We start from the raw sequence: 21908 nt of genomic DNA, 5'->3' as shown, positions 1-21908 counted from the left end.
AACCGCTAGAGGATTGCGGCAGAATGCAAAAAGCCGGGGACCAGGCCCCGGCTTTCCACTGCACGATGCCGGCGGCGCGGTGCCGCCGGGCCGTCGGTTCAGAGTACCGTCGGTTCGCGATAGGCGCTGCGTTCGCGCTCGATCTCGTCGCGGGTATAGGCAGGCGCCTTGTCGTCGAACGCCGTCCAGCCCGACTGGCGATAGGCCGCACCGCGCGTCGCTGCGGTAACACCGCGACGGTTGAGCACCGCCTCGGCTTCCGGCGCCAGCGAATCCTCGACGCGCGCACTCACCAGCGTACCGCCGCGGCGGACGCCTTCGGAATAGACGTTCGCATCGTCTTCGCTCTCGCCGGCATTCTTGAGCGCACCGACGATGCTGCCCGTGGCCGCACCACCGACGCCGCCGATCGCCGCACCCGCCGCGGTCGAGGCAAGCCAGCCGGCCGCCACGATCGGGCCGAGGCCCGGGATCGCGAGCAGGCCGAGGCCTGCGAGCAGACCGCCGACGCCGCCCAGCGCCGCGCCGGTCGAGGCGCCGCGGCTCACGTCGCCATGCGCGTTGACGTCGCTCACGTCATGGTCGCCATGGGTGTTGTTGGCGACGATGCTGAGGTCGCTGTGCGGCACGCCCAGCCGCTCCAGCTCGTTCACCGCGGCCTTGGCATCCGAATAATCGTCGAACAGACGGGTAATGGTCCGGCTCATCGCATTTCTCCTGCAGAACTTATGGGGTTAGCGCGCGGTGATGTTGCCCTTGTAGTCGAGCGTCACGGTCACCTTCTTGCCGTTCTTCATCGCCATGCCCCGCCAGGCGCCGTTCTCGGTGCCCTTGAGACCCGTGATGTCGGTATAGCCCGCCTTGGCGAGCCGGCCCTTGGCCTGGCTTTCGGTGAAGGAGCTGTGGCCCTTGGCCGGCGTGCCGACATGATGCGCGGTGCCGTCCTTCACCACCGGATTGTGCGAGCCCGACTGGCCGCTGCTCTGCGCAGCCGCCCCCGTCGTCGCGAGGCCAAGCGCCGCGACGGCCATGATGATGTGCTTCATGCCCATTCCTCTCCAATAGTGACGTGCCACGCGCACCGATCCCTCCCGGCGGCGTGGAGATTTGCTAAACCCCTGAAGGACTTGATTGGTTCATCGGCGCCGAACACGGCCCGCCGCTTGCCAGCGCCGCCGCGCCTCGCCACTGTCCCCGCCGAACACCCAGGGGACCTTCATGCAGCACACCACCAAAGCCCAGACCCGCGCGCGCGTGGTGCTCGCCGCCGTCATCGCCGCCGCCGCCTTGTGGATCGGCATGGCGTTCGTGCCCGCCGTGCTCTGGGCCGGGGTGCTGGCGATCGGAGTCGAGCCGCTGCGCGTGTGGCTGATCGCCCGCCTGCCCCGCCCCACGCTGGTCGCCGCGCTGCTCACCTTGGGCGTGCTGCTGATCGTGCTGATCCCGCTGTCGATCGCGATCAGCCAGGCGGTGGTGGAGGCGCAGTCGGTCGCCGGCTGGATCGCCGATGCCCGCCTCCACGGCGTGCCGCTACCCGACTGGGTGGCCCGCCTGCCCTGGGGCCGCGATCAGGTCACCGCCTGGTGGAGCCTCCATCTCGCCACCCCCGAGGCCGCCGCCGCGGAGTTCGGCAAGCTCGACCATTCGCTGTGGCGCAGCCATTCGGGCGCGCTCACCCACACGCTGATCCGCCGCGTGGTGGTGTTCGGCTTCACCCTGGTCGTGCTGTTCTTCCTGCTGCGCGACCGCGACAATATCGTCCGCCAGCTCGAGCGCGGCGCGACCCGCGCGTTCGGCGATGCGGGCGACCGGCTCGGCCGCCAGATCTTCGCGGCGGTGCGCGGCGCGGTGGACGGCATGGTGCTGCTGGGGCTCGCCCAGGGCATCCTGATGTCGATCCTGTTCGTGATCGGTGGGGTGCCGCACCCGATCCTGCTCGGGCTGTTCTCGGGCTTCGCCTCGATCATCCCGTTCGGGCTGGCGGTGGTGCTGGTGCTGGCGCTGCTGCTGCTGCTCGCCAAGGGCGCGGTGATGGCAGCGATCGTGGTCGGCGCGATCGGCTATGCGCTCAACTTCGTGATCGACCATTTCCTGCGCCCGAGCCTGATCGGCGGCACGACGCGCCTGCCCTTCGTCTGGGTGCTGATCGGCATCCTGGGCGGCGTGGAGACGATCGGCCTGCTCGGCCTGTTCGTCGGCCCAGCGGTAATGGCGGCGCTGGTGCTGCTGTGGCGCGAATGGGTGGCCGAGGGCGATATCGGCGGCGCTGAGGCCGGGCACACGGCGGAGCTGCGGCCGTGATCGCGGGGCGCTTGGGCCGATCACCGCGACGCGATGATATCGGGCTCCCGCATAGACAAGGAATGACTGTTCCCTGACGGACCGAAACCTAAGATCGTTTGGACATTGATGCTCGCCGTCAGGTACGACAATATCGGCGAAGGGAGCGCGGGGGTTACGGTGACGGAAAAACCTGGCGAGGAACGCACGCCTACTGATGCCGAAGTTCGGATCATCATGTTTCAAACCATGGAGCAGATGTTTCTGCACACCCAGGCGAATACCGCCCTATTGCAGACCATCGAAAGTCGCATGGCGGGTATAGCGGCGGGCGGAAATGCCGTCGCGGGCGTCGTGGATGAGAATGAAGCGCGCATTCAAACCGAGCGCACCATAGCAATACAGAAAGAGTTGATTAATCAAATTTTCGACAAAAGCCACCAGTACGTGACGATTATTATCGCGGGCGCTTTCGCCGCCTACTTCACGACGCTCGGGGCAATTTCCCCTAAATTCAAAGATACAGAGTTGCTAATATCCGCCCTATTGATGACTTTCAGCCTGACCGCCTTCGTCATATGGGAGATATTTAATATGTTCTATATAGGCCATCATACTTTCAAGGGCGACCTTGGTGTGATAACTAAGCAAACCCCGTGGCTTCGACGCAGCTGGTATCTCGCGATGATTGTGACGCTTGGCACAGCCATCCCTGCGATTGGCCTGTCGCTGTTCGTCTACCTTCGCGGCTTGGGCGTTGGAACGATGCTCGCCAAACTTCTTTCATAGGACTTGTGCCTTGGAAATAGTCCCGAACGACGAACTGTTTTCGGGCAGCGCTGTTATGGCGCGGATGACGAGCATTATGCGAAAGCTCCCTGCCCGTTTTTCACCGCGTTCGGCCATCGCTGCACCATCGGGAGCCGTGCCTACTGGCCGCCTCGGAACCTCCCCCGCTCCTCGATAGTCTACCCCCTCCTCTCGGGGCAGCCACCACCGCCCGCCCTTGAACGCCGCGGCCGCGCCGGGCACAGGGCGCGCGGGTGGTGCATCAGTCTTTTCTCCCAAGGACTTGGAGCCCCATCCTAACAGTAACCAGAGTGAGGTGTATTTCGTGTTCAGGAAATTGCTCTGCGCCACGGCGCTCCCGGCCTGCCTGCTCGCGCTCTCCGCGTGCGGGACCAAGGGCGGCGACAATGCCAGCGCGCCGACGTCGGCCGCAGACCAGAGCGAGATGCAGAAATACAATGCCTATGTCGAAGCCGCCAACACGGCGAACACCTCCTTCGCGGAGATCGGCGCGACCTATCAGCGCGACATCAAGCCGAAGCTCGACAGCGGCAAGAACCTGGACGACCTTTTCTTCCCCTCCGATCCCGGCATCGACCGGATCAAGGAGCAGCTGGACAAGGCGCTCGCGCTGAGCCCCGCCATGCCGGCGATCGACGGGGCGGCCCGCAGCTATAGCGCGGCGCTCGCCAAGATCGCGCCGATCTATCGCGACATGGAAAACTATGTCGATGCCAAGCGCTATGTGGGCGACAAGGGCGCCCATGGCCGCGAGGTCCAGCCCGCGCTGCTCGCCGCGCTGGGCGAGGTCGCCACGGCCCAGGCTGCCTATGCCAAGGCGATCGACGCCGCCGACCGCGCCCGCGTCAAGGCCGCGTTCGAGGCGACCAAGAAGGACACGCTCGACTATTACCGCAAGGGCTCGGTCTATTATCTCAAGGAAAGCATGGACCATGCCGGGGGCGTGATCGACGGCAAGGGGCTGGGCGACCAGAAGGCGGCTTTCGCGGCATCGCTCGACCAGTTCAACACCATGGCCGTGCAGTTCGACACCAAGGTCCGCGAGAAGGACAAGACGGCCTGCGCGAGCTTCATGCTGCATGCCAACAGCTATCTCGCCGCAGGGCGCGACATCATCCAGCGCACCGACGACGGCACCTATGCCAAGGATCGCAACGGTTCGTCGTTCCAGATGATCAAGCCCAAGGCGGTGCAGGATGCCGAAACGCTGCTGCAGGCCTATAACAACGTCATCAACGACCTCAACGTCCACCGCTGCTGATCGCGGCCAGCGTCTCGCAAGGGCGTGCCGGCATCCGCCCCGGCACCCCTTGCCCCCGCCCCCGCTTTCGGCTAAGGCCGCGCGCTTCCAAGCACACAGCTCGGGAACCATGCGGGAGGCGACCTTTGGTCGTCGCTTGTACCGCTCGACTTGAAAGAGAGTGACATGGCTAAGAAGATTACCGGCTATATCAAGCTGCAGGTGGCCGCCGGCGCCGCAAATCCCTCGCCGCCGATCGGCCCTGCCCTGGGTCAGCGCGGCGTGAACATCATGGAATTCTGCAAGGCGTTCAACGCCGCAACCGGCGACGTGGAAAAGGGCACCCCGCTCCCCACCGTCATCACCGTCTATGCAGACCGTAGCTTCTCGTTCGAGACCAAGACGCCCCCGGCGACCTATTTGCTCAAGAAGGCGATCAACCTGAAGTCGGGCTCGAAGGAGCCGGGCAAGGCTGTCGCGGGCAAGATCAAGCGTTCGCAGCTGTCGGAAATCGCCCAGGTCAAGATGAAGGATCTGAACGCGAACGACATCGAAGCCGCGACGAAGATCATCGAAGGTTCGGCCCGCGCGATGGGCCTCGAAGTGGTGGAGGGCTGATTCCATGGCAAAGCTGACCAAGAAGCAGAAGACCTGGAGCGTCGACCCCATCAAGCTGCACGGCGTCGATGAAGCGATCGCGCTGGTGAAGCAGTATGCGACCGCCAAGTTCGACGAATCGATCGAAGTCGCGCTGAACCTCGGCGTCGATCCGCGCCACGCCGACCAGATGGTCCGCGGCGTCGTCACGCTCCCGGCCGGCACCGGCAAGACCGTTCGCGTGGGCGTGTTCGCCCGCGGCGCCAAGGCTGAGGAAGCCCTGGCTGCCGGCGCAGACGTCGTCGGTGCGGAAGACCTGATGGAAGCCATCCAGGGCGGCAAGATCGATTTCGATCGCTGCATCGCCACCCCGGACATGATGGGCCTGGTCGGCCGCCTCGGTAAGGTGCTGGGTCCGAAGGGCCTGATGCCGAACCCGAAGCTCGGCACCGTGACCATGAACGTCGCTGAGGCCGTGAAGGCCGCCAAGGGCGGTCAGGTGGAATATCGCGTCGAAAAGGCCGGCATCATCCACTCGGGCATCGGCAAGGTGAGCTTCTCGAACGAAGACCTGCGCCGCAACTTCGACGCCCTGGTCGACGCGGTCGTCAAGGCCAAGCCGGCGGGCGCCAAGGGCAAGTACCTCCAGAAGGTCGCCCTGTCCTCGTCGATGGGCCCGGGCGTGAAGGTCGACACGGCGGAAGTCGCCGCGGCCTGATCCCTTCGGGACAAGCAAACGGAAAGGGCCGGGGAGCGATCCCCGGCCCTTTTTGCATGCGCGCGCGAAAGCCCTCTCCCGCCTGCGGGAGAGGGTTGGGTGAGGGTGACGAGGGCAAGCGCAGCGGATGAGCCGCCTGCGGTCCCTCCATCCCCCGCCCGCCCCTTGCCGTCATCCCGGCGAAAGCCGGGATCCATTGGGGTCGCCGATGAGGCTCTTGCTGAATCCGAGTGGCGAATGGATCCCGGCTTTCGCCGGGATGACGCGAGAGGGAGAGCCGAGGGCTTCTGGCACAGCCGTAGCAAACGTTATAACAAGCAGCGCATCACCGTAACACCGCGGTAACAAACCCCCACCTCCGTTTCACCACATTGCAATCAAACCGACACGGCGCCGTTTCGACTCCCCGTTAGGGCCGCTCCCACAAGACCAATAAGGGTCCAGGGAGATTCCATTCATGCAACCCCATTCCGCGCTGCTTCGCGCGACCTCGGCGCTCGCCCTCACGCTGGCGACGCTCGCCCCGGCTTTTGCCCAGACGACAACGCCGCCGCAGGACGACACGTCCGGCGCCGACGAGATCGTCGTCAACGGCAGCTATGCCCGCAGCCTCGCCGCCGCAACCGAGGCGAAGCGCCGCGCCGAATATGGCCTGGATTCGATCAGCTCGACCGATATCGGCAAGTTCCCCACCCAGAACGTCGCGGAAGCGCTCCAGCTCGTCACCGGCGTGGCGATCACCCGGCCGCGCGGTGAGGGTCTGTACGTCTCGGTGCGCGGCCTGGGCCCGCAGTTCCAGAGCACGCTGCTCAACGGCCGCCCGATCGCGCTCAACGACCTGGTCGAAAATGGCGGCGCGAACGGCCGCCAGTTCCGCTTCGAGATGCTGCCTGCCGAGTTCGTCTCGAACATCGACGTGGTGAAGACCCCCACCTCGGACATGACCGAGGGCGCGCTGGGCGGCAATATCGACGTGCGCACCTTCCGCCCGTTCGACGTCGGCAACAAGGTCACCGCCAATCTGCGCGGCACCTACACGACGCAGACCAAGAAGGTGAAGCCCAACGCCACGCTGATCGGCAGCCACACCTTCGGCGACACCTTCGGCATCCTGGTCGGCGCGCAGTACTGGGGCAAGGAGGTCCGCAACGACCGCTTCATGAACTTCGGCTGGAACCTCGACAAGTTCACCAAGCCCGCCCAGGGCGGCTTGGCAGCGGGCCTCTACACCCCCACCCGCACCCGCCCGACGATCGAGACCGAGGATCGCAAGCGCATCTCCGGCCTGGTCTCCGCCCAGTGGCGCCCGACCCCCGAACTGGAGACTACGCTCGACGTTCTCGCGACCCGGCTCGACGTCGCCTATGACGAGTTCGGCCTCGACATCTATCCGGACGATACCAGCGTCGCCGGGCACACGCCCGTCATCGTCCCCGGCTCGGTCAAGCTTCAGGGCAACACCGTGGTGGGCGCGACGATCAACGACGTGCGCTTCATGGCCAGCCGCGAATACAGCCTCAACCGGCACGACCTGCTGACCATCGGCCTGAAGCAGACCTGGAACCATGATCGCTTCCACGTGACCGCGAACCTCAACTGGTCGTCGGCGCACAGCTTCCACCCGAGCAATGCCGAGGGCACGGTGCGCAGCCGCGCGGTGTTCTTCGCGCCGCTCACCTATGATGCCTCGGGCGGCTACAAGGTCACCCCGACGCTCACCACCCCGGTCGACGTCACCAACCCCGCCAATTATTCGCTCTACCAGTTCAACATCGCACCGAAGAACAGCAAGGATTGGGACAAGTTCGCCCGCCTGGACGGCGCCTATGATCTGGGCGGCTTCTTCCGCAAGATCGCGGTGGGCGGCGAATATCACTGGCGCAAGCGCGACTATTGGCGCCGCGACTATCTGGTCAATCCGGCGCCGAACACCCCGCTGACCTCGCTGGGCAGCAACGCCTATCAGCAGATTCCCTATGACAATTTCCTGTCGGGCGTCGGCGGCAACAGCCCGCGCACCTGGCTGGTGCCGGTGACGGCGACCTATTACAACGCGCTGTTCAACGATACCGTAGCCAACGCGCCGCTGACCGCAGGCGACCTTGCCGCCTCGTTCAAGACGACCGAGAAGACCGCCTCGGCCTATACCCGGCTCGATTACGGCACGATGCTCGGCGGGGTGGAGCTGCTCGGCAATATCGGCCTGCGCTATGTCCACACCAACCAGGATGCCAGCGGCTATCTGCGCACCGGCAACAACACGACGCCGGTCACCTATCCCAAGACGTTCAACGACTGGCTGCCCAGCTTCAACCTCAAGGCCGAGCTGACCAAGACGCTGGTCGCCCGCTTCGCCGCCAGCCGCGTGCTGACCCGCCCGAACGTGACGGACAGCGCGCCGCGCATCACCGTATCCACCGACGCGCCCACCGCGAGCGGCGGCAACCCGCAGCTCGTCCCGTTCCTCGCCACCCAGTTCGACGGTGCGCTGGAATGGTACTTCAATCCGAAGGGCGCGCTGACCGGCGCGGTGTTCTACAAGGCGATGGACGACTATATCACCGCGCAGAACGTCAATATCGACATTCCGGGCCGCGGCACGGTGCTGCTCTCCACCCAGGTCAACGGCGGCAACGCCAAGGTGTACGGCGTCGAGGCCGGCTACAACCAGGTCTTCACCTTCCTGCCCGCCCCGTTCGACGGGCTGGGCATGCAGGCCAGCTATACCCACACCTCGGTCAAGGCGAACTACACCGCCGGCGCACGCCCGATCGTCGACCAGCTGATCGGCTTGTCGAAGAACAGCTTCAACGTGGTCGGCTTCTACGAGAAGGGCCCGCTGTCCACCCGCCTCTCCTATGTGTGGCGCGACCGGTATCTGTCCGGCACCGGCAGCACCACCCAGGCACCGACCTACACCGCGCCGTTCGGCACGCTGGACGGCAGCATCGGCTACAAGCTGCTGCCCAACGTGCAGCTGAGCGTGGAGGCGATCAACCTGTCGGGCGCCAAGCTCTACACGTACAACGACGCGTCGAACCGCTTCGGCGAGATCAATTACTATGGCCGCACTTTCCTGTTCGGGGTGCGCGCCGAGTTCTGATCGGAATGCGATCGGAGAGAAGCGAAGGGCCGGGAGCGATCCCGGCCCTTTTTTGCTGTCGGGGTGCTCCGAATCTAGACCGTAAACCGATAAAGTCAGGACGGCCGAAACCGCCCCACATGCGGACGATCAGGAAGCCGCCGAACCACCGCATCAAGCGCTCCAGCGAGCAAGCCCCGATCGTGGCACGGCAGATCGGCGCCACGATCAATCGCGCAGACCGTCTTATCCGGCGCGCACCAGAGTTAGCGTCGATCCGCTTCTGCGGCGCACCGCGGCACCGACCATCGCTACTCCAGCAATCAGAAGCGCCCAGGAGGATGGCTCCGGTACGGCGATGAGATCCAGGGAGAACATGAACGGTTCTTCGTCCGATCCCGTGGAGTAGATCCCCCCTGCGTTCCAGAACCAGTTCGTATGACGTCCGCAAAGTGCACCGATCGGACCTGGCTGGCTGCAATTGTCGTACGGGAGAACCCCCGGCTTGAAGAACCAGTCATAGACCGACCAGTTCGCGTCCGACAGGGAAGCATTCAGCACCGGACCGGTATAGGTGTACGGTACATTCCAATTGCCGTCCCACTCTGCCGAATCACCTCGATAGAGATTGAACGTTTGCACCTCGTTCGGGCCGCTGATCACGACGGGAGCACCCGCAGTCACTTTTGCTCGGAAAATGTACGACCGGCCATCGTCGGGAATCGTCCCATCGATGGTGTCGCGTCCATAAACCGTACAAGGATTTGGCGCCTCGCAAGACGCGAAATGTTTCGATGCGAGTGCAGGGCTGCCGAGAAGCATGGTGCAGGCCCATGCAAGTAAAATCTTCATTATTTTCATCATCCCACCTCTTTGCCGCGCTTAGAATGCGCGAGGAAATCATTAACCATTTCATAGGTGTGTCACCCGTGGCTGCATGCGCTCGGGCCTCGCGTGTCGGGGCGGCGAACAACTACCCGCGATGGTCGTGCCGGGTCGGTGGGGCTTGGTGAAATGCCTGCGATAGAGCGACGCCGGCTTGACGTGTTAAGGTCCGCTAACGCCCAGTAGCGGACATTTGCTATCAGTGGCACGATCCGGTCATGCGCGTGCTGCTCCTACTGATCTTGTCGCTGTCGCTTGCGGGTTGTGACCGCATCAGCCAGCGAGTCTGGAACTGCTCGACCGTCAAGCTTGATGTCCTCAAAACCAACGAGCCAGATTTCGAGATTGTCGAAACAATCCCCGCGCGTAGCTGGATTGTCTCCATGAAAGGTGGCGCCCAGATAGCCAAGATTACAGTTGCCGACGGAAGGGGTGCCAAGGTTCTCTGGCATCAGGGTCAACCGGTCTTGATCGGTCATTCGGATTCAGCGGACGACGTTTGCGCCGGACGAACCAGTGGCGTTGTCATCCAGCAGTTCTAACGGCAGCTTCCCACCAATCTCGGACATTCCGACGCATCACGGGCAGCAGCGGTTTACGCGTCCCCGCCCTAATCGATTCGTTGATGGGGCGCCCGCGCGCCGCATTGTATCGGGGGGCTTCCGCAGACTGGAAGAGTAGGTCCGAGCATGCTGCAAGCCACAGCCACCACGCGTACCGGCACCGACGGAGCGCACAGCGCGCCGCCGCTCCCCGCGACCGACACGGGAACGCACCCCCTGGATCGTCTGATGGCGGGCGGCTCCCCGCTCGACCGGTTGGTGCCGCCGCCGAGCTATACGGTCCGGCAGGGCGACACGCTGTCCAGCATTGCCGAGGCGTTCGGCACCGACTGGCAGACGCTCGCGCGGATCAACGGGATCAGCAATCCGGACCGTATCGCCGCGAACCAGACGCTGCGCCTGCCGGGCAGTGCCGCCGTCGCCGCCACGCACACTGTGCAGCGCGGCGAGACGCTGTCGGGCATTGCCGCGCGCGCCGGTACCGACGTCGCGACGCTGGCGCGGATCAACGGCATCGACAATCCCAACCGCATTCAGCCGGGCCAGACCCTCCGCCTCGGCGGCAGCGCGGCGGCCGCGGTCGCGCAGCCTCGGACCACCGGCCAGGCGGCGCGCCCCAGCGGCGCACCGGTACGTCTCGGCAGCGTTTCCGAACGCTACGAGAGCGGCGGTCGCGGCCCGGGCACCGTCTCCAACGGCGCGGGCGATCCGGGTGGCGTCTCCTACGGGGTCTACCAGCTGTCGTCCAAGGCCGGCACGCTCCAGGCGTTCCTGCGCCATGAAGGCGCGCGCTGGTCGGCGGAGCTGGGGCCGAACATCGGCACGAAGGCGTTCAACCAGCAGTGGCGGGCGATCGCGGCGCGCGATCCGCAGGGCTTCCGCGACGCGCAGCACGCGTTTATCGAGCGGACCCATTATGCGCCCGCAGTCAGCAAGGTCCGCGCGGCGACCGGCCTCGATCTCGGCACGCGCCACGTCGCCGTGCAGCAGGCGACCTGGTCGAGCGCGGTGCAGCACGCCCGCGCGCCGCAGCTGCTCCAGGCGGCGATCCAGCGCACCGATCGCGAAGTCGGGCGCGCCTCGCCGGGCTATGACCGCGCGCTGGTCTCCAACATCTATGCCGAGCGCACCAGCTATCTGCAGGGGCTCGCCGCCAGCGGGAACTACACGCCCGCCGAGGCGAGCCAGCTGCGCTCGATCACCCAGGAACGCTATCCCAACGAGCAGCGCGAGGCGCTCGCCCTGTTCGATCGTTCGGCGCCCGCCCGCGCAGGCGACACGACGCGGGTGGCGGGCGAGGCGGCCGGCGCGCCCGCCACAGGCGCGGACTTCGCCAACATCATCGCCCGCTCGGGCGATGCGCAGGCCCAGGCCGATCTCGCGGCGGGTCGCAAGGTGCTGGTGGCGGTGCGCCATGACTCGTCGCTGCAGGCCGGCGGCGGCCGCGGCGCATATGATGACACGATCGCCCTGGTCTCGCGCCAGGCCGACGGCAGCTACCGCGCGGAGGTCTTCCAGGGCAATACCGAGCCGGCGGGCGTCTATGCGGCACGCGGCTACGGCGCCGACGTCAATGGCGACGGTCGCAAGGAACTGGGCCGGCTGGTCGAGGGCAATTATCGCTACGAGCTGCAGGCGGGCACCTTCGCCGGCAACCGCTTCTTCCGCGCGACCGAGACCCAGACGGCGCTGCGCGACAGCAACCATGACGGCCGCTTCACCGGCGCCGACACGCTCGACCGCCGCGGCGCGGGCCGCTCGATGCTGATCCACCAGGGCGGCAACAACGGGACCGGGTCGGCGGGCTGCCAGACGCTGCGGCCGAGCGACTTCAACGCGCTGCTCGCCGGCCTTGGCCGCCAGTCATCGTTTAGCTATGTGCTCGTGAACGCTGGCAACTAAGGACTTCGCATGCGTCTCGCCTTGGCTCCCCTGCTGTTGCTCGCGGCCTGCGGCGCGGCGAACAGCGACGGCGCCGGGGCGCGCCAGCCTTCGGTCGCCGCCGCTGCCAACGACAGCCAGCCGGGGACGCCCATCCCCGCGGCGGCGACCGTCCCGTCGGACACGCCCCCAGCGGCGGTCGCTGCCGAATGCGATCCTGGCGCCCCGGAGAGCCCGTGCCAGATCCTCGGCAAATGGCGGGTGATCAAGGTGTACAATCCCGGCAACCAGGACCCGCTTGAGGACGAGATGGGCATGATCGGGTCCGGCTTCACCGTCACCGGCAACAGCGACGCGTCGGGCACGATCCGCTGGGACGGGCCGGACAATGGGCAGTTCGACCATAGCGACGTCTGCACCGGCCCCTATCTGAGCGCCGCCGCCACGCCGCGGCCGGACAGCGCGCGAGGCACGCTGGCTGCGGCGCTGAAGGCCTGGGGGGTCCCCGGCGACGCCGGCAAGGCCAGGCACCTCGGCTGCGACGAAGGCCATTGGGCGGTGGCGAGCGATCCCAGCGGGAAATGGTTCGGGCTGGTGCTGCCGATGGGAGGGCAGATGGCGTTCCAGTGGTTCGACAAGCGGATGGTGCTCGCCGAACGCGTGCATTGACACCCGGTACGGCACAGCGCGCGCGCGCGCACATCCCCCTCCCCGCTTGCCATCGCCGGCCAAGCTTGTAACACCGCGCGCGTCCTTACCCACGGAGCCGCTCGCCATTCGCCAGATCGCCGCCTTGCCCTATCGTACCCTCGGCTCAGGCGCCGATGCGTCCACCCAGGTGCTGCTGATCACCTCGCGGGGGACCGGGCGCTGGGTGATTCCCAAGGGCAATCCCGGCGCCGGGCTCAGCGCGCACGCCGCCGCGGTGCTGGAGGCCGAGGAAGAAGCGGGCGTGCAGGGCGTGATCTGCCCCACCCCGCTCGGCGCCTATCGCTATCGCAAGACGCGCGGCAACGGCGCCTCGGTGATGGCCGATGTCGAGGTCTTTCCCTTCTCGGTCACCCGCGAGCTCGATAGCTGGAAGGAACAGGGCCAGCGCCAGCGCCGCTGGTTCGGGCTGGCCGAAGCGGCAGAGGCCGTCGACGAGCCCGATCTGCGTGAGCTGATCCGCTCGTTCGGGCCAGAGGAATTTCGCGCCGCAACCCGGCGCATGGGGGTGCTCGGCACCGTCATCCAAACATCAAAGGTCAATCGCATGTTCGCGTGGTTCCAACGCCTGTTGCCCAAATCGGGCAATTTCTTCGAGATGTTCGAGGCGCATGCCGCCACGGTCGTCGCCGGCGCCGATGCGCTGGCGCGGCTGCTGCAGGACGGCGGGCCCGACCATATCCGCGAAGTGATCGAGCGCGAGCATGACGCCGACGAGATTACCCGCCAGGTGCTGCAGACGGTGCGCGTCACCTTCCTCACGCCCTTCGATCGCGGCGCGATCACCGCGCTGATCGGATCGATGGACGATGCGATCGACGAGATGCAGGCGACGGTGCGCGCGATCGACCTCTACGAGATCCGCCATTTCGAGCCCGAGATGAAGGACATGGCCGGCATCGTCGTCGATGCCGCCCGCCTCACGGTGGAGGCGATGCCGCTGCTGCGCGATGTCGCCAAGAACGGCGCCCGGCTGCACGAGCTGACCGAGCGCCTCGTCCGCATGGAAAGCCATGCCGACGACATCCACGCCGCCGGCCTCAAGCGCGCCTACAAGGAACTGGGCCCGCAGGATCCGCTGCAGTTCGCGGTGATGCGCGAGCTGTACAAGCATCTCGAGCGGATCGTCGACGCGTTCGAGGATGTCGCGAACGAGATCGACGGCCTCGTCATCGATCACGCCTGATCCATCATGCACGAACTTGCCCTGCCGCTGCTCATCGGGTTGATCCTGGTCGCGCTGGCGTTCGATTTCCTCAATGGCCTGCACGATGCGGCGAACGCGATCGCCACGGTGGTCGCCACGCGGCTGCTCAAGCCGGTCCATGCCGTCGCCTTCGCGGCCTTCTTCAACTTCGCCGCCTATTTCGTCACCATCGCCTTCCCCAGCATGCACAAGGTGGCGGAGACGATCGGCAAGGGGCTGATCGACCAGAATCTGGTGACGCCCGCCGTGGTGTTCGGCGCGCTGGTCGGCGCGATGTTCTGGAACGTCGTCACCTGGATGAAGGGCATCCCCTCCTCGTCGAGCCACGCGCTGGTCGGCGGGATGGTCGGCGCGGGCGTGGCGCATGCCGGGTTCGAGGGCATCCAGTGGACCGGCCTCAACAAGACGCTGATCGCCATCGTGCTCTCGCCGACGCTGGGTATGATCCTGGCGATGGCGATCATGCTGCTGACCAGCTGGCTGTTCCGCCGGGCGTCGACGAACCGGGCGGAGCGCAGCTTCCGGGTGCTGCACCTGATCTCGTCGGGCGCCTATTCGCTGAGCCACGGCCTCAACGACGCGCAGAAGACGATGGGCATCATCACCGTGCTGCTCTATTCGACTGGCTATCTCCACGGCGCTTTCGAGGTGCCGCACTGGGTGGCGATCAGCTGCTATGTTGCGATCGCGCTGGGCACGCTGAGCGGCGGCTGGAAGATCATCGAGACCATGGGCTCGCGGATTACCAAGCTGTCGCAGCACCAGGGGTTCAGCGCCTCGATGGGCGGATCGATCATCCTGTTCGGCGCCTCCTGGCTGGGCATACCGGTATCGACCACCCACACCATCACCGGCGCGATCATCGGCGCGGGCACCGCCAGGCGTGCGTCCGCAGTGCGCTGGGGCGTGGCGAGCAACGTGGTCGTCGCCTGGGTGATCACCATCCCCGCCTCGGCGGCGGTGGGCGCGCTGTTCTACGCCCTGACCCGGCTGTTCTGAGGCGGAACGGCGAGCAGCATGAAGATCGGCCCGCTCTGGCTCAAGCTGCAGATCGCCTGTGGCGAGGCGCTCGCGCTCGGCCCGGGCAAGGCCGATCTGCTCGATGCGATTGCCGCCCAGGGTTCGATCTCGGCCGCCGCGCGCGGCATGGGGATGAGCTATCGCCGCGCCTGGCTGCTGGTCGACGAGATGAACCGCTGTTTCGATCCGCCGCTGGTGGAGACGCTGCGCGGCGGCGGCCTGGAGCGCGGCGCCCGCGTGACCGAGACCGGGCTGGCGGTACTGGATGCCTATCGCGAGATGGAGCGCGAGGCAGCGGCGATCGCCGAGCGCCCCGCCTATGCCCGCCTCCGCGCGCATCTGCGGACGTCGCCCCGCGCACCGGACACCGGAGACGCTACATCCTGAACGCATCGATGGACGCTTTTGACAGCGTGCCTGGATGTCTGAAAATGGGTGGTTAGCTGCCGTTCACGGATGGTCCGATTGGACCGGCATCAACCCGCACCTCGGTCTTTATGCGCTTGAACCCGGCACGAGCCGCCGAACGACGGGCAGTCTCGACGCATCGAGTTGGAGTGCTTGCGATGTGGGAAATGATAATAGTGCCTCGCCGATCAAATCGGCTTGCGAGGTCGCTCTGGAATTCGACCGCTGTGAGACCAGCATCCCCTGTCCAGAACCAGCATTCGCCCTCGGAGAAGGTCACTGCGGCTCCATAGCTGATTTCATGGTCCTGCAAGAGTGCAGCCGTATAGCCGCCCGGAAGCAGCGCGAGCAGAGACAGTGCGAATATTAGGCCCATCGCCGGAGTTTGGACACCTTGGCAATGTCTGCAAGTGGGGCGGGAGCCGCCATGGCGGAAAATGGTAGGAGAGCGGTCATTCAACCCGCGCTCAGTCGTTCATCAAGCCACGTCAGTGATCCAAGCGCATCTTCCATTGCCGCCTCGACATCGTCGAAGAGACCGGAGGCGTGAGAACGCGTCCAATATCCGTCCACACCCCCACCGTGATCGTAAAGGTCGATATATGCCTCCTCGTAATGCGTGAAGAAGCCGTCGGCACGTCGCATCAAGCTCCAACGCCTGTCGCCCTCTTGAGGCTTGTCGCCCTGCTGATTGGTCGCCGTTTGCACTACTTCTGATTGCGTCTCCATCCAGCGATGGCTGACAGGTGTCGGTAATGTCTGCAACTGGGCGGTTTCAGCCATCCCGAATTTGCTGCGCCTAGACCCGAGTTTTATATTCCACCGGATACAGTCTCGATATACGGACGAACATAATGCCCGGGGATCCTCCCGCGCGCAGGGGATCCGTTCATGTCCAATCGCCACACCATTCCACTGGGAGTGCTCGTCCTGGTCGCCGTCGCTGCGCCGGCGCGGGCACAGTCGAGCGCCCAGCCCGCCGACCGGCCGGCCGCTCCCCAGGCATCGGAGGCCGCAACCGATACCTTGCCCGAAGTGGTGGTGACGGCGCGGCGCCGCAGCGAGGATGCCCAGCGGGTGCCGGCCGCGATATCCGTGGTCGGCGGCGACCTGCTCGACCGGAGCTATACGGTGAACACGCAAGGGCTCACCACGCTGATCCCCAGCCTCAACTACAGCTCGGCCAACCCGCGCAACACCGCCTTCACCATCCGCGGCCTGGGATCGAGCGTGGTCGCGGTCAGCCAGTCGAACGACGGGCTGGAGCCGGGCGTCGGCTTCTATGTCGATCAGGTGTATCACGCCCGCCCGGCCACCGCCGCGTTCGACTTCGCCGATGTCGCGCAGGTGGAGGAACTGCGCGGCCCGCAGGGCACGTTGTTCGGCAAGAACACCACCGCCGGCGCGCTCAACATCACCACGCGCGCGCCCAGCTTCACCCGCGAAGGCTTTGTCGAGCTTTCCTATGGCGACTATAATTTCGTGCAGGCCAAGGGCTGGGCCTCGGGCCCGATCTCCGACGTGCTCGCCTATCGCATCTCGGGTGTTTCGACCCGGCGCGACGGGGTGCTCGACAATGTGCGGACCGGCGTCGCCGCCAATACGCTGGGCACCCAGGCGGTGCGCGGCCAGCTGCTCTACAAGCCGAACGACGGGTTGCAGGTGCGGCTGATCGCCGACTTCACCAATTTCCAGGCCTATTGCTGCACCCAGGTCTATCTGCGCACCGGCACCAGCCTGCGCGCCGCCAACCGCCAGTTCGGCGGCCCCCAGGGCCTTGCCGCGCAGTTCGGCTATGCCCCGCCCAGCACCGATCCTTATGACCGCAAGGTAGACATCGACGGCCCGCTGAATACCGACACCAACGAAGGCGGCGTCAGCGCCATCGTCGACTGGAATCTGGGCTTCGCGACGCTCACCTCGGTCAGCGCCTGGCGTTTCTGGAACTGGGATGCGGAGAACGACCGCGACTATACCGGCATCCCGGTGCAGCTGTCGCAGCACATTCCTTCGCGGCAGGACCAGGTTAGCCAGGAACTGCGGCTCGCCTCGGACGGCGCGCGGGCGCTCTCCTATGTCGGCGGCCTGTACCTGTTCGGGCAGAAGATCACCGGCCGCCCGATCAGCATCTACGGCCCCGCCGCGGCGGGCTATCTGATCGGCACCACCACGGGGGCGAACGCCACGCCCGTGCCGGCCAATCTGCTCGACGGCTATGGCCAGGACGGCCGCACCGATTTTCACACGATGAGCTATGCCGCGTTCGGCGAGCTGAACTGGCGGATCGTCCCCGACCTGACGCTGACCGGCGGCCTGCGCTATACCCAGGAAGACAAGGACGGCAGCTACGACACCTTCGTGTTCGGCGGCCCCGCCACCAGCAATGCGGCGCTGCTGGCCGCCCGGCTCGGCGTGCTGCGCCCGCAACACTATACCGCGCACGATAACGACGGCAGCCTGTCGGGCCGTGGCAACATCGCCTGGCAGATGACGCCGGGGACGATGGCCTATGCCAGCTATGCGCGCGGCTTCAAATCGGGGGGGATCAACATGTCGGGGCTGCCGCTCGACAACGCCAACCAGCCGGTGCTCGCCACCGCCGTGGTGAAGCCCGAGCGCAACGAAACCTATGAGCTTGGCCTCAAGAACAGCTTCTTCGGGCGGCGGCTGCTGGTCAATGTCGACGGCTTCTACACCCGCGTCCATGATTTCCAGGCGACGGTGGTGGAGAATTCGCTGACCCAGACGGTGCAGCTGCGCGGCTATCTCTCCAATATCCCGGAAGTGACGGTGAAGGGGATCGAGGCGGACGCGACGGCGCTGCTGCTGCCCGGCCTCACGCTACGCGGCAATCTCGCCTATTCGGACGGGCGCTATACCGACTATCCGGCAGGGCCGTGCCCGCTGGAAGTGCAGACGGCGGCGACCACGCAGTGCAGCCTCACCGGCAAGCGGCTGGCATCGCTGCCGCGCTTCGCCTTCGGCGCGGGGCTCGATTATGTGCGGGCGCTCGGCGCGGGCGAGGTGATGCTGCACGTCGATACCGCGTCGCGCAGCAGCTATAACGGCGATCCCGGCCTGTCGCGCTACACGATGATCGACGGCTACAATCTGACCAACGCCAATATCGGCTATCGGCTGCCGAGCGGGATCGAGCTGATCGTCTTCGCGCGCAACCTGTTCGACGCGAACTATATCCAGAACCTGACGATCCAGGCGGGCAATTCGGGGCTGATCGTCGGCACGCCCAGCGATCCGCGGACGATCGGCGGGACGATCCGCTTCCGTCTGTGAGCGGGATCGGGCCGGGGTGGCGGAAAAAGGGGCCGGGATCGCGCCCGGCCCCTCCTCCCCTCCTCAGAAGCGGCGTGTTACATCTTGTAGCTGAGGCGGATGTAGCCGAACTGCCCGGGCACGTCGTAGGTGGTCGGGTCGAAATTGTTCAGGCTGCAGCTGCTGCACGCCGGCGGGTCCTGGTTGAACAGGTTGTTGACGCCGAGGGTCAGCGAGGTGCGGTGGTCCATCCAGGCCGGCGAGAAGGCGAGCTGGACGTCGCCGTAGAAGCGGCTGCCCATCCGGTCCGCGCCGCCATTCTCGGTCACGCCGCTGATGTAGCGGCCGGTGAAGGACGCCGCGATGCCGCCCAGCGACCAGTCGATCGTGCCGTTGCCCTTGAACTTGGGGAAGGCCTGGTCGGGGCTGCCCCGCTCGGTGCCCGCCCGCTCGATCACCACGGCGCCGTTCGAGGCGGCCAGCGTGTACTTCAGCAGCCAGGTCGCGTTGGCGGCGAGACCGAACGAACCGAAGCCCGTCTCGGGCGAACGGTAGCGGAAGGTCGCGTCGATCCCGCGCGTCTTGATGCTGTCGAGATTGTCGAGCGTGGCATCGATCTCGTTGATGATGCCATTGCCGGTCCGGATCACCTGCGAACAGGCGCTCGCATCGCCAAGCAGCGCGCAGTTGTTGAGCTTCACATTGGCATCCAGCGCGGCGATCGCGTTGGTCACCTTGATCTGGTAGTAGTTCACTTCCAGGCTGAGCGCGCTGGCGAAGCTGCTCGACCGCGCCCAGGCGGGCGAATAGACGCCGCCGAACAACAGGCTGCGCGACTTTTCCGGCTTCAGGTTGCGGTTGCCGCGGGTGAGCACCGGCAGCTGCCCGCCCTGGTCCTCGGCATAGCTGCCATTGGCCGGCACGCCGTTGGCGATGCAGTTGGCGCGGACCGTCGCGTTGGTCTGGAACAGGCCGCCCGCGGCGCTGGTGCAGGGATCGTTCGCTGGAAGGTCGAAGCGCGAGCGATCGCCGAACAGCTCGCCCAGGCTCGGCGCGCGGAAGCCGGTCGCGTAGGACCCGCGCAGCAGCAGGTCGGCCACCGGCTTCCACAGCCCGATGCCGGTATAGGTGGTGCTCCCCCCGCTGATCGAATAGTCGGCATGCCGCACCGATCCGTTCACCTCCAGCGAGTTGAAGAAGGGCTTGTCCTTGAGCAGCGGCACGCGCAGCTCGCCGTAAACCTCGTTGGAATGGTAGCGCCCGGCCGACGGCTTGGACGGAATGTCCGCCCCCAGGCCCGCGGCGATGATCGGATCGGGCGTGAAGCTGCCGAACTGGACGCGATGCTCATAGCCCAGCGCGAAGCCGATCGGCCCCGCCGGCAGGTCGACCAGATCGCCGCTGAGGTTGGCGGTATAGTCGAAGAGCTGCTGGTTGCTCTTATCCTTCTCGGTGAAGCCGATATAGTTGAGCATCGCCGGGGTGATCGTCCCCGCGCCGCCGAACAGGTTGAGCGGCACGCAGTCGCCGGTGCACTGCGCGATCGGCCCCAGCGCCCGCGCCACCCGGTCCGCGCGCAGGTTGCCGGTGAAGCTCTGGTGCGCGTCGTTCACGCCGAACGCGGCGGTCGCGTCCCAATACCATTTGTGCGCACCGACCTGGAACGAACCGTCGAGCGTCGCCGAGCCGGTGAAGGTATCGACATGCTGGTCGAAGGTACGCTGCCCGGCCTCGACCACGCGGCGCGCGAGGAAGCTGTAATTCTTGTTCGGCCCCGAACCCTGCAGCGTCACGCCGAAAGGATTATACGGGTTGGTCGCATCCACCGACATGGTGTCGAACAGGCTGCCCGCGCCGTTGCCCGCATCGGGGCCGATGAACAGCGGCTCGAACGCCGCCTGGTTCTGCGAGTTGCGCCGGTTGTACGCCGCCTTCACGTGCAGGTTCACCACCGGGCTGAACTGCTGCTTGAAGCTGAACCACGCGCCGTACCGCTCCGACGGCGTGAGGATATAGTTGTAGGGCGCGAAGTTGAACCGGTCCGCCGCGGTGAAGGGCCGCAGATTGGCCAGCGTCGGGCTGCTGTTGGGCGGATTGGCGATGGTGAAGTTGCCGAAGGCGAGCCCCGGCAGCGGCCCGGCATTGGTGCGGGTATCGAAGCGCCCGTTCACCGCCGCGCTGCTGCACCCGCCCACCGGATCGGTGCACGCCCCCTGCCCCGGATTGGGGAACAGCGAGATCGCGCGATCGCCCGAGCGCACCGCCTCCTGCTTCACATAGGTGCCGCCGAACACGAAGTTCGTCGTCGGCCCCTTGATGCCGTAGCTGAGCGCATAATCCTGGGTGTGGCCGTCGCCCTGCCGGAAGGTGCCGAACTGCGCCGAGGCGCGCAGGCCCACCTGCTGCGCGACGGTGATGATGTTGACCACCCCGGCGATCGCGTCCGAGCCGTAGAGCGACGAGGCACCCGACTGCAGCACCTCGACCCGGTCGATCATGTTGCCGGGGATGGTGTTGAGGTCGACCGTGGCGGGAATGCCGCTGCCGCTGGTGCCCGGCACATAGCGGATCCCGTCGACCAGCACGAGCGTGCGCTTCGAGCTGAGATAGCGCAGGTCGATCTCCGCCGAGCCCGCGCCGACGCCGCCGCCGTCGGGCGGGTTGCCGAGATTGCCGCTGTTGTTGACCTTGCTGTTCAGCCCGCCGCTGGCGCTGGGGATCCGCTGGAGCACATCGGCGATCGAGGACAGGCCGGTCCGCGCGACGCTGGACTGGTCGATGCGCACCACCGGGCTTTCGTCGGCGAGCGGATCGCGGCGGATGCGCGAGCCGGTGACGACGATCTCGCCCTGGGTGCCGGCATCGGCGGAGGCGCCGGCGGCGCTATCCTGCGCGAAGGCGGGCGTCGCTGCCATCCCCATGGCGAGCGCGAGTGCGGCGAGACTGCAGGTGGTACGTCGGTACGATGCGTGCATGTTTGTCCCCTCGATCCAAGCCGTTTCCGTGCGACACCCTCTCGGTCTGTTTGCAACAAAACTGACGCACGGAGTGGGGTTGGCAAGGGGGTGATTGCGCACCTTTGACAAAGATTGAAATTGTGTTGCTGCCGGGACACGCCAGCGCCGAACCTTGATCCACTGCTGGGTGCTCATCTACCATTAGCCACCCGCCTCGCGAGCCACGCTTCGTTTAGCATTTCGCGCGGCGCACTTTGGGGGGCCAAAGCTGTGGAGTCC

18 protein-coding genes are annotated in these 21908 nt (G+C 66.0%); 13 read left to right on the top strand and 5 right to left on the bottom strand.

The features are described from left to right. Window positions 1-98: 98 nt before the first annotated feature. Together ACTJKY_RS11040 and ACTJKY_RS11035 are read right to left on the bottom strand one after the other, a co-directional pair. The gene (locus ACTJKY_RS11040; protein WP_440846050.1) at window positions 99-707 is read right to left on the bottom strand and encodes a general stress protein; all 609 of its coding nucleotides are present in this window, start codon (window positions 705-707) and stop codon (window positions 99-101) included. A 27-nt stretch (window positions 708-734) separates the two neighbouring features. Then, window positions 735-1046: a hypothetical protein gene (locus tag ACTJKY_RS11035; protein WP_440846048.1), complete on the bottom strand. Its 312-nt coding sequence runs from the start codon at window positions 1044-1046 to the stop codon at window positions 735-737. A 172-nt stretch (window positions 1047-1218) separates the two neighbouring features. Here ACTJKY_RS11035 and ACTJKY_RS11030 point away from each other — a divergent pair, with 172 nt between their 5' ends. From ACTJKY_RS11030 to ACTJKY_RS11005, 6 genes are all read left to right on the top strand, one after another. Then, window positions 1219-2301, top strand: a complete 1083-nt coding sequence (locus tag ACTJKY_RS11030) for an AI-2E family transporter (RefSeq protein WP_440846046.1) — start codon at window positions 1219-1221, stop codon at window positions 2299-2301. Between the two features lie 105 nt (window positions 2302-2406). After that, entirely contained in the window at window positions 2407-3069 is a 663-nt protein-coding gene (locus tag ACTJKY_RS11025) for a hypothetical protein (protein WP_440846044.1), read from the top strand. Between the two features lie 325 nt (window positions 3070-3394). After that, on the top strand, window positions 3395-4351 hold the full coding sequence (locus ACTJKY_RS11020) for a YiiG family protein (RefSeq protein WP_440846043.1): 957 nt from the start codon (window positions 3395-3397) through the stop codon (window positions 4349-4351). Window positions 4352-4516: 165 nt separating this feature from the next. Beyond that, window positions 4517-4948, top strand: a complete 432-nt coding sequence (gene rplK, locus ACTJKY_RS11015; protein ID WP_093297642.1) for a 50S ribosomal protein L11 — start codon at window positions 4517-4519, stop codon at window positions 4946-4948. Between the two features lie 4 nt (window positions 4949-4952). Further along, window positions 4953-5645, top strand: a complete 693-nt coding sequence (rplA, locus tag ACTJKY_RS11010; RefSeq protein ID WP_440846042.1) for a 50S ribosomal protein L1 — start codon at window positions 4953-4955, stop codon at window positions 5643-5645. A 457-nt stretch (window positions 5646-6102) separates the two neighbouring features. Further along, window positions 6103-8748, top strand: coding sequence for a TonB-dependent receptor (locus ACTJKY_RS11005; protein WP_440846041.1), 2646 nt, complete (start codon window positions 6103-6105; stop codon window positions 8746-8748). A gap of 225 nt (window positions 8749-8973) precedes the next feature. On the opposite strand, the gene ACTJKY_RS11000 is transcribed toward ACTJKY_RS11005, so the two are convergent. Continuing rightward, window positions 8974-9579, bottom strand: a complete 606-nt coding sequence (locus ACTJKY_RS11000) for a PEPxxWA-CTERM sorting domain-containing protein (protein WP_440846040.1) — start codon at window positions 9577-9579, stop codon at window positions 8974-8976. Window positions 9580-9830: 251 nt separating this feature from the next. Here ACTJKY_RS11000 and ACTJKY_RS10995 point away from each other — a divergent pair, with 251 nt between their 5' ends. The 6 genes from ACTJKY_RS10995 to ACTJKY_RS10970 all read left to right on the top strand — a co-directional run bounded on the left by ACTJKY_RS10995 (window position 9831) and on the right by ACTJKY_RS10970 (window position 15378). Continuing rightward, complete coding sequence (locus ACTJKY_RS10995) at window positions 9831-10154, top strand: hypothetical protein (RefSeq protein WP_440846039.1); 324 nt, start codon at window positions 9831-9833, stop codon at window positions 10152-10154. Between the two features lie 147 nt (window positions 10155-10301). Further along, window positions 10302-12077 carry a LysM peptidoglycan-binding domain-containing protein gene (locus ACTJKY_RS10990; RefSeq protein ID WP_440846038.1) on the top strand — a complete coding sequence of 592 codons (1776 nt, stop codon included), beginning with the start codon at window positions 10302-10304 and terminating at the stop codon, window positions 12075-12077. Window positions 12078-12086: 9 nt separating this feature from the next. Beyond that, window positions 12087-12725 (top strand): hypothetical protein, encoded by a 639-nt coding sequence (locus ACTJKY_RS10985; protein WP_440846037.1) that lies wholly within the window; start codon window positions 12087-12089, stop codon window positions 12723-12725. 124 nt (window positions 12726-12849) lie between these two features. Further along, complete coding sequence (locus ACTJKY_RS10980; protein ID WP_440846036.1) at window positions 12850-13950, top strand: DUF47 family protein; 1101 nt, start codon at window positions 12850-12852, stop codon at window positions 13948-13950. Between the two features lie 6 nt (window positions 13951-13956). After that, window positions 13957-14970 carry an anion permease gene (locus ACTJKY_RS10975; RefSeq protein WP_440846035.1) on the top strand — a complete coding sequence of 338 codons (1014 nt, stop codon included), beginning with the start codon at window positions 13957-13959 and terminating at the stop codon, window positions 14968-14970. Window positions 14971-14988: 18 nt separating this feature from the next. Then, window positions 14989-15378, top strand: a complete 390-nt coding sequence (locus ACTJKY_RS10970) for a winged helix-turn-helix domain-containing protein (RefSeq protein ID WP_440846034.1) — start codon at window positions 14989-14991, stop codon at window positions 15376-15378. Between the two features lie 477 nt (window positions 15379-15855). On the opposite strand, the gene ACTJKY_RS10965 is transcribed toward ACTJKY_RS10970, so the two are convergent. Next, window positions 15856-16182 (bottom strand): hypothetical protein, encoded by a 327-nt coding sequence (locus ACTJKY_RS10965; protein WP_440846033.1) that lies wholly within the window; start codon window positions 16180-16182, stop codon window positions 15856-15858. A gap of 108 nt (window positions 16183-16290) precedes the next feature. Here ACTJKY_RS10965 and ACTJKY_RS10960 point away from each other — a divergent pair, with 108 nt between their 5' ends. Continuing rightward, complete coding sequence (locus ACTJKY_RS10960) at window positions 16291-18693, top strand: TonB-dependent receptor (protein WP_440846032.1); 2403 nt, start codon at window positions 16291-16293, stop codon at window positions 18691-18693. 77 nt (window positions 18694-18770) lie between these two features. Here ACTJKY_RS10960 and ACTJKY_RS10955 read toward each other — a convergent pair whose 3' ends face one another. Then, window positions 18771-21647, bottom strand: a complete 2877-nt coding sequence (locus ACTJKY_RS10955) for a TonB-dependent receptor domain-containing protein (protein ID WP_440846031.1) — start codon at window positions 21645-21647, stop codon at window positions 18771-18773. Window positions 21648-21908 lie beyond the last annotated feature (261 nt).

Source organism: Sphingomonas sp. 22176, assembly GCF_052045505.1.
Classification (GTDB): Bacteria; Pseudomonadota; Alphaproteobacteria; order Sphingomonadales; family Sphingomonadaceae; genus Sphingomonas.
This window is presented reverse-complemented; position numbering and strand designations above follow the sequence as displayed.

Bases quoted from the DNA above. Each gene is read 5' to 3' on its own strand.
- ACTJKY_RS10975 (WP_440846035.1), top strand. From the start codon at position 13,957: ATGCACGAACTTGCCCTGCCGCTGCTCATCGGGTTGATCCTGGTCGCG.
- ACTJKY_RS10995 (WP_440846039.1), top strand. From the start codon at position 9,831: ATGCGCGTGCTGCTCCTACTGATCTTGTCGCTGTCGCTTGCGGGTTGT.
- ACTJKY_RS11005 (WP_440846041.1), top strand. From the start codon at position 6,103: ATGCAACCCCATTCCGCGCTGCTTCGCGCGACCTCGGCGCTCGCCCTC.
- ACTJKY_RS10990 (WP_440846038.1), top strand. From the start codon at position 10,302: ATGCTGCAAGCCACAGCCACCACGCGTACCGGCACCGACGGAGCGCAC.
- ACTJKY_RS10970 (WP_440846034.1), top strand. From the start codon at position 14,989: ATGAAGATCGGCCCGCTCTGGCTCAAGCTGCAGATCGCCTGTGGCGAG.
- rplA (WP_440846042.1), top strand. From the start codon at position 4,953: ATGGCAAAGCTGACCAAGAAGCAGAAGACCTGGAGCGTCGACCCCATC.
- ACTJKY_RS11035 (WP_440846048.1), bottom strand. From the start codon at position 1,046: ATGAAGCACATCATCATGGCCGTCGCGGCGCTTGGCCTCGCGACGACG.
- ACTJKY_RS10955 (WP_440846031.1), bottom strand. From the start codon at position 21,647: ATGCACGCATCGTACCGACGTACCACCTGCAGTCTCGCCGCACTCGCG.
- ACTJKY_RS10965 (WP_440846033.1), bottom strand. From the start codon at position 16,182: ATGGCTGAAACCGCCCAGTTGCAGACATTACCGACACCTGTCAGCCAT.
- ACTJKY_RS10960 (WP_440846032.1), top strand. From the start codon at position 16,291: ATGTCCAATCGCCACACCATTCCACTGGGAGTGCTCGTCCTGGTCGCC.
- ACTJKY_RS10985 (WP_440846037.1), top strand. From the start codon at position 12,087: ATGCGTCTCGCCTTGGCTCCCCTGCTGTTGCTCGCGGCCTGCGGCGCG.
- ACTJKY_RS11000 (WP_440846040.1), bottom strand. From the start codon at position 9,579: ATGAAGATTTTACTTGCATGGGCCTGCACCATGCTTCTCGGCAGCCCT.
- rplK (WP_093297642.1), top strand. From the start codon at position 4,517: ATGGCTAAGAAGATTACCGGCTATATCAAGCTGCAGGTGGCCGCCGGC.
- ACTJKY_RS11030 (WP_440846046.1), top strand. From the start codon at position 1,219: ATGCAGCACACCACCAAAGCCCAGACCCGCGCGCGCGTGGTGCTCGCC.
- ACTJKY_RS11040 (WP_440846050.1), bottom strand. From the start codon at position 707: ATGAGCCGGACCATTACCCGTCTGTTCGACGATTATTCGGATGCCAAG.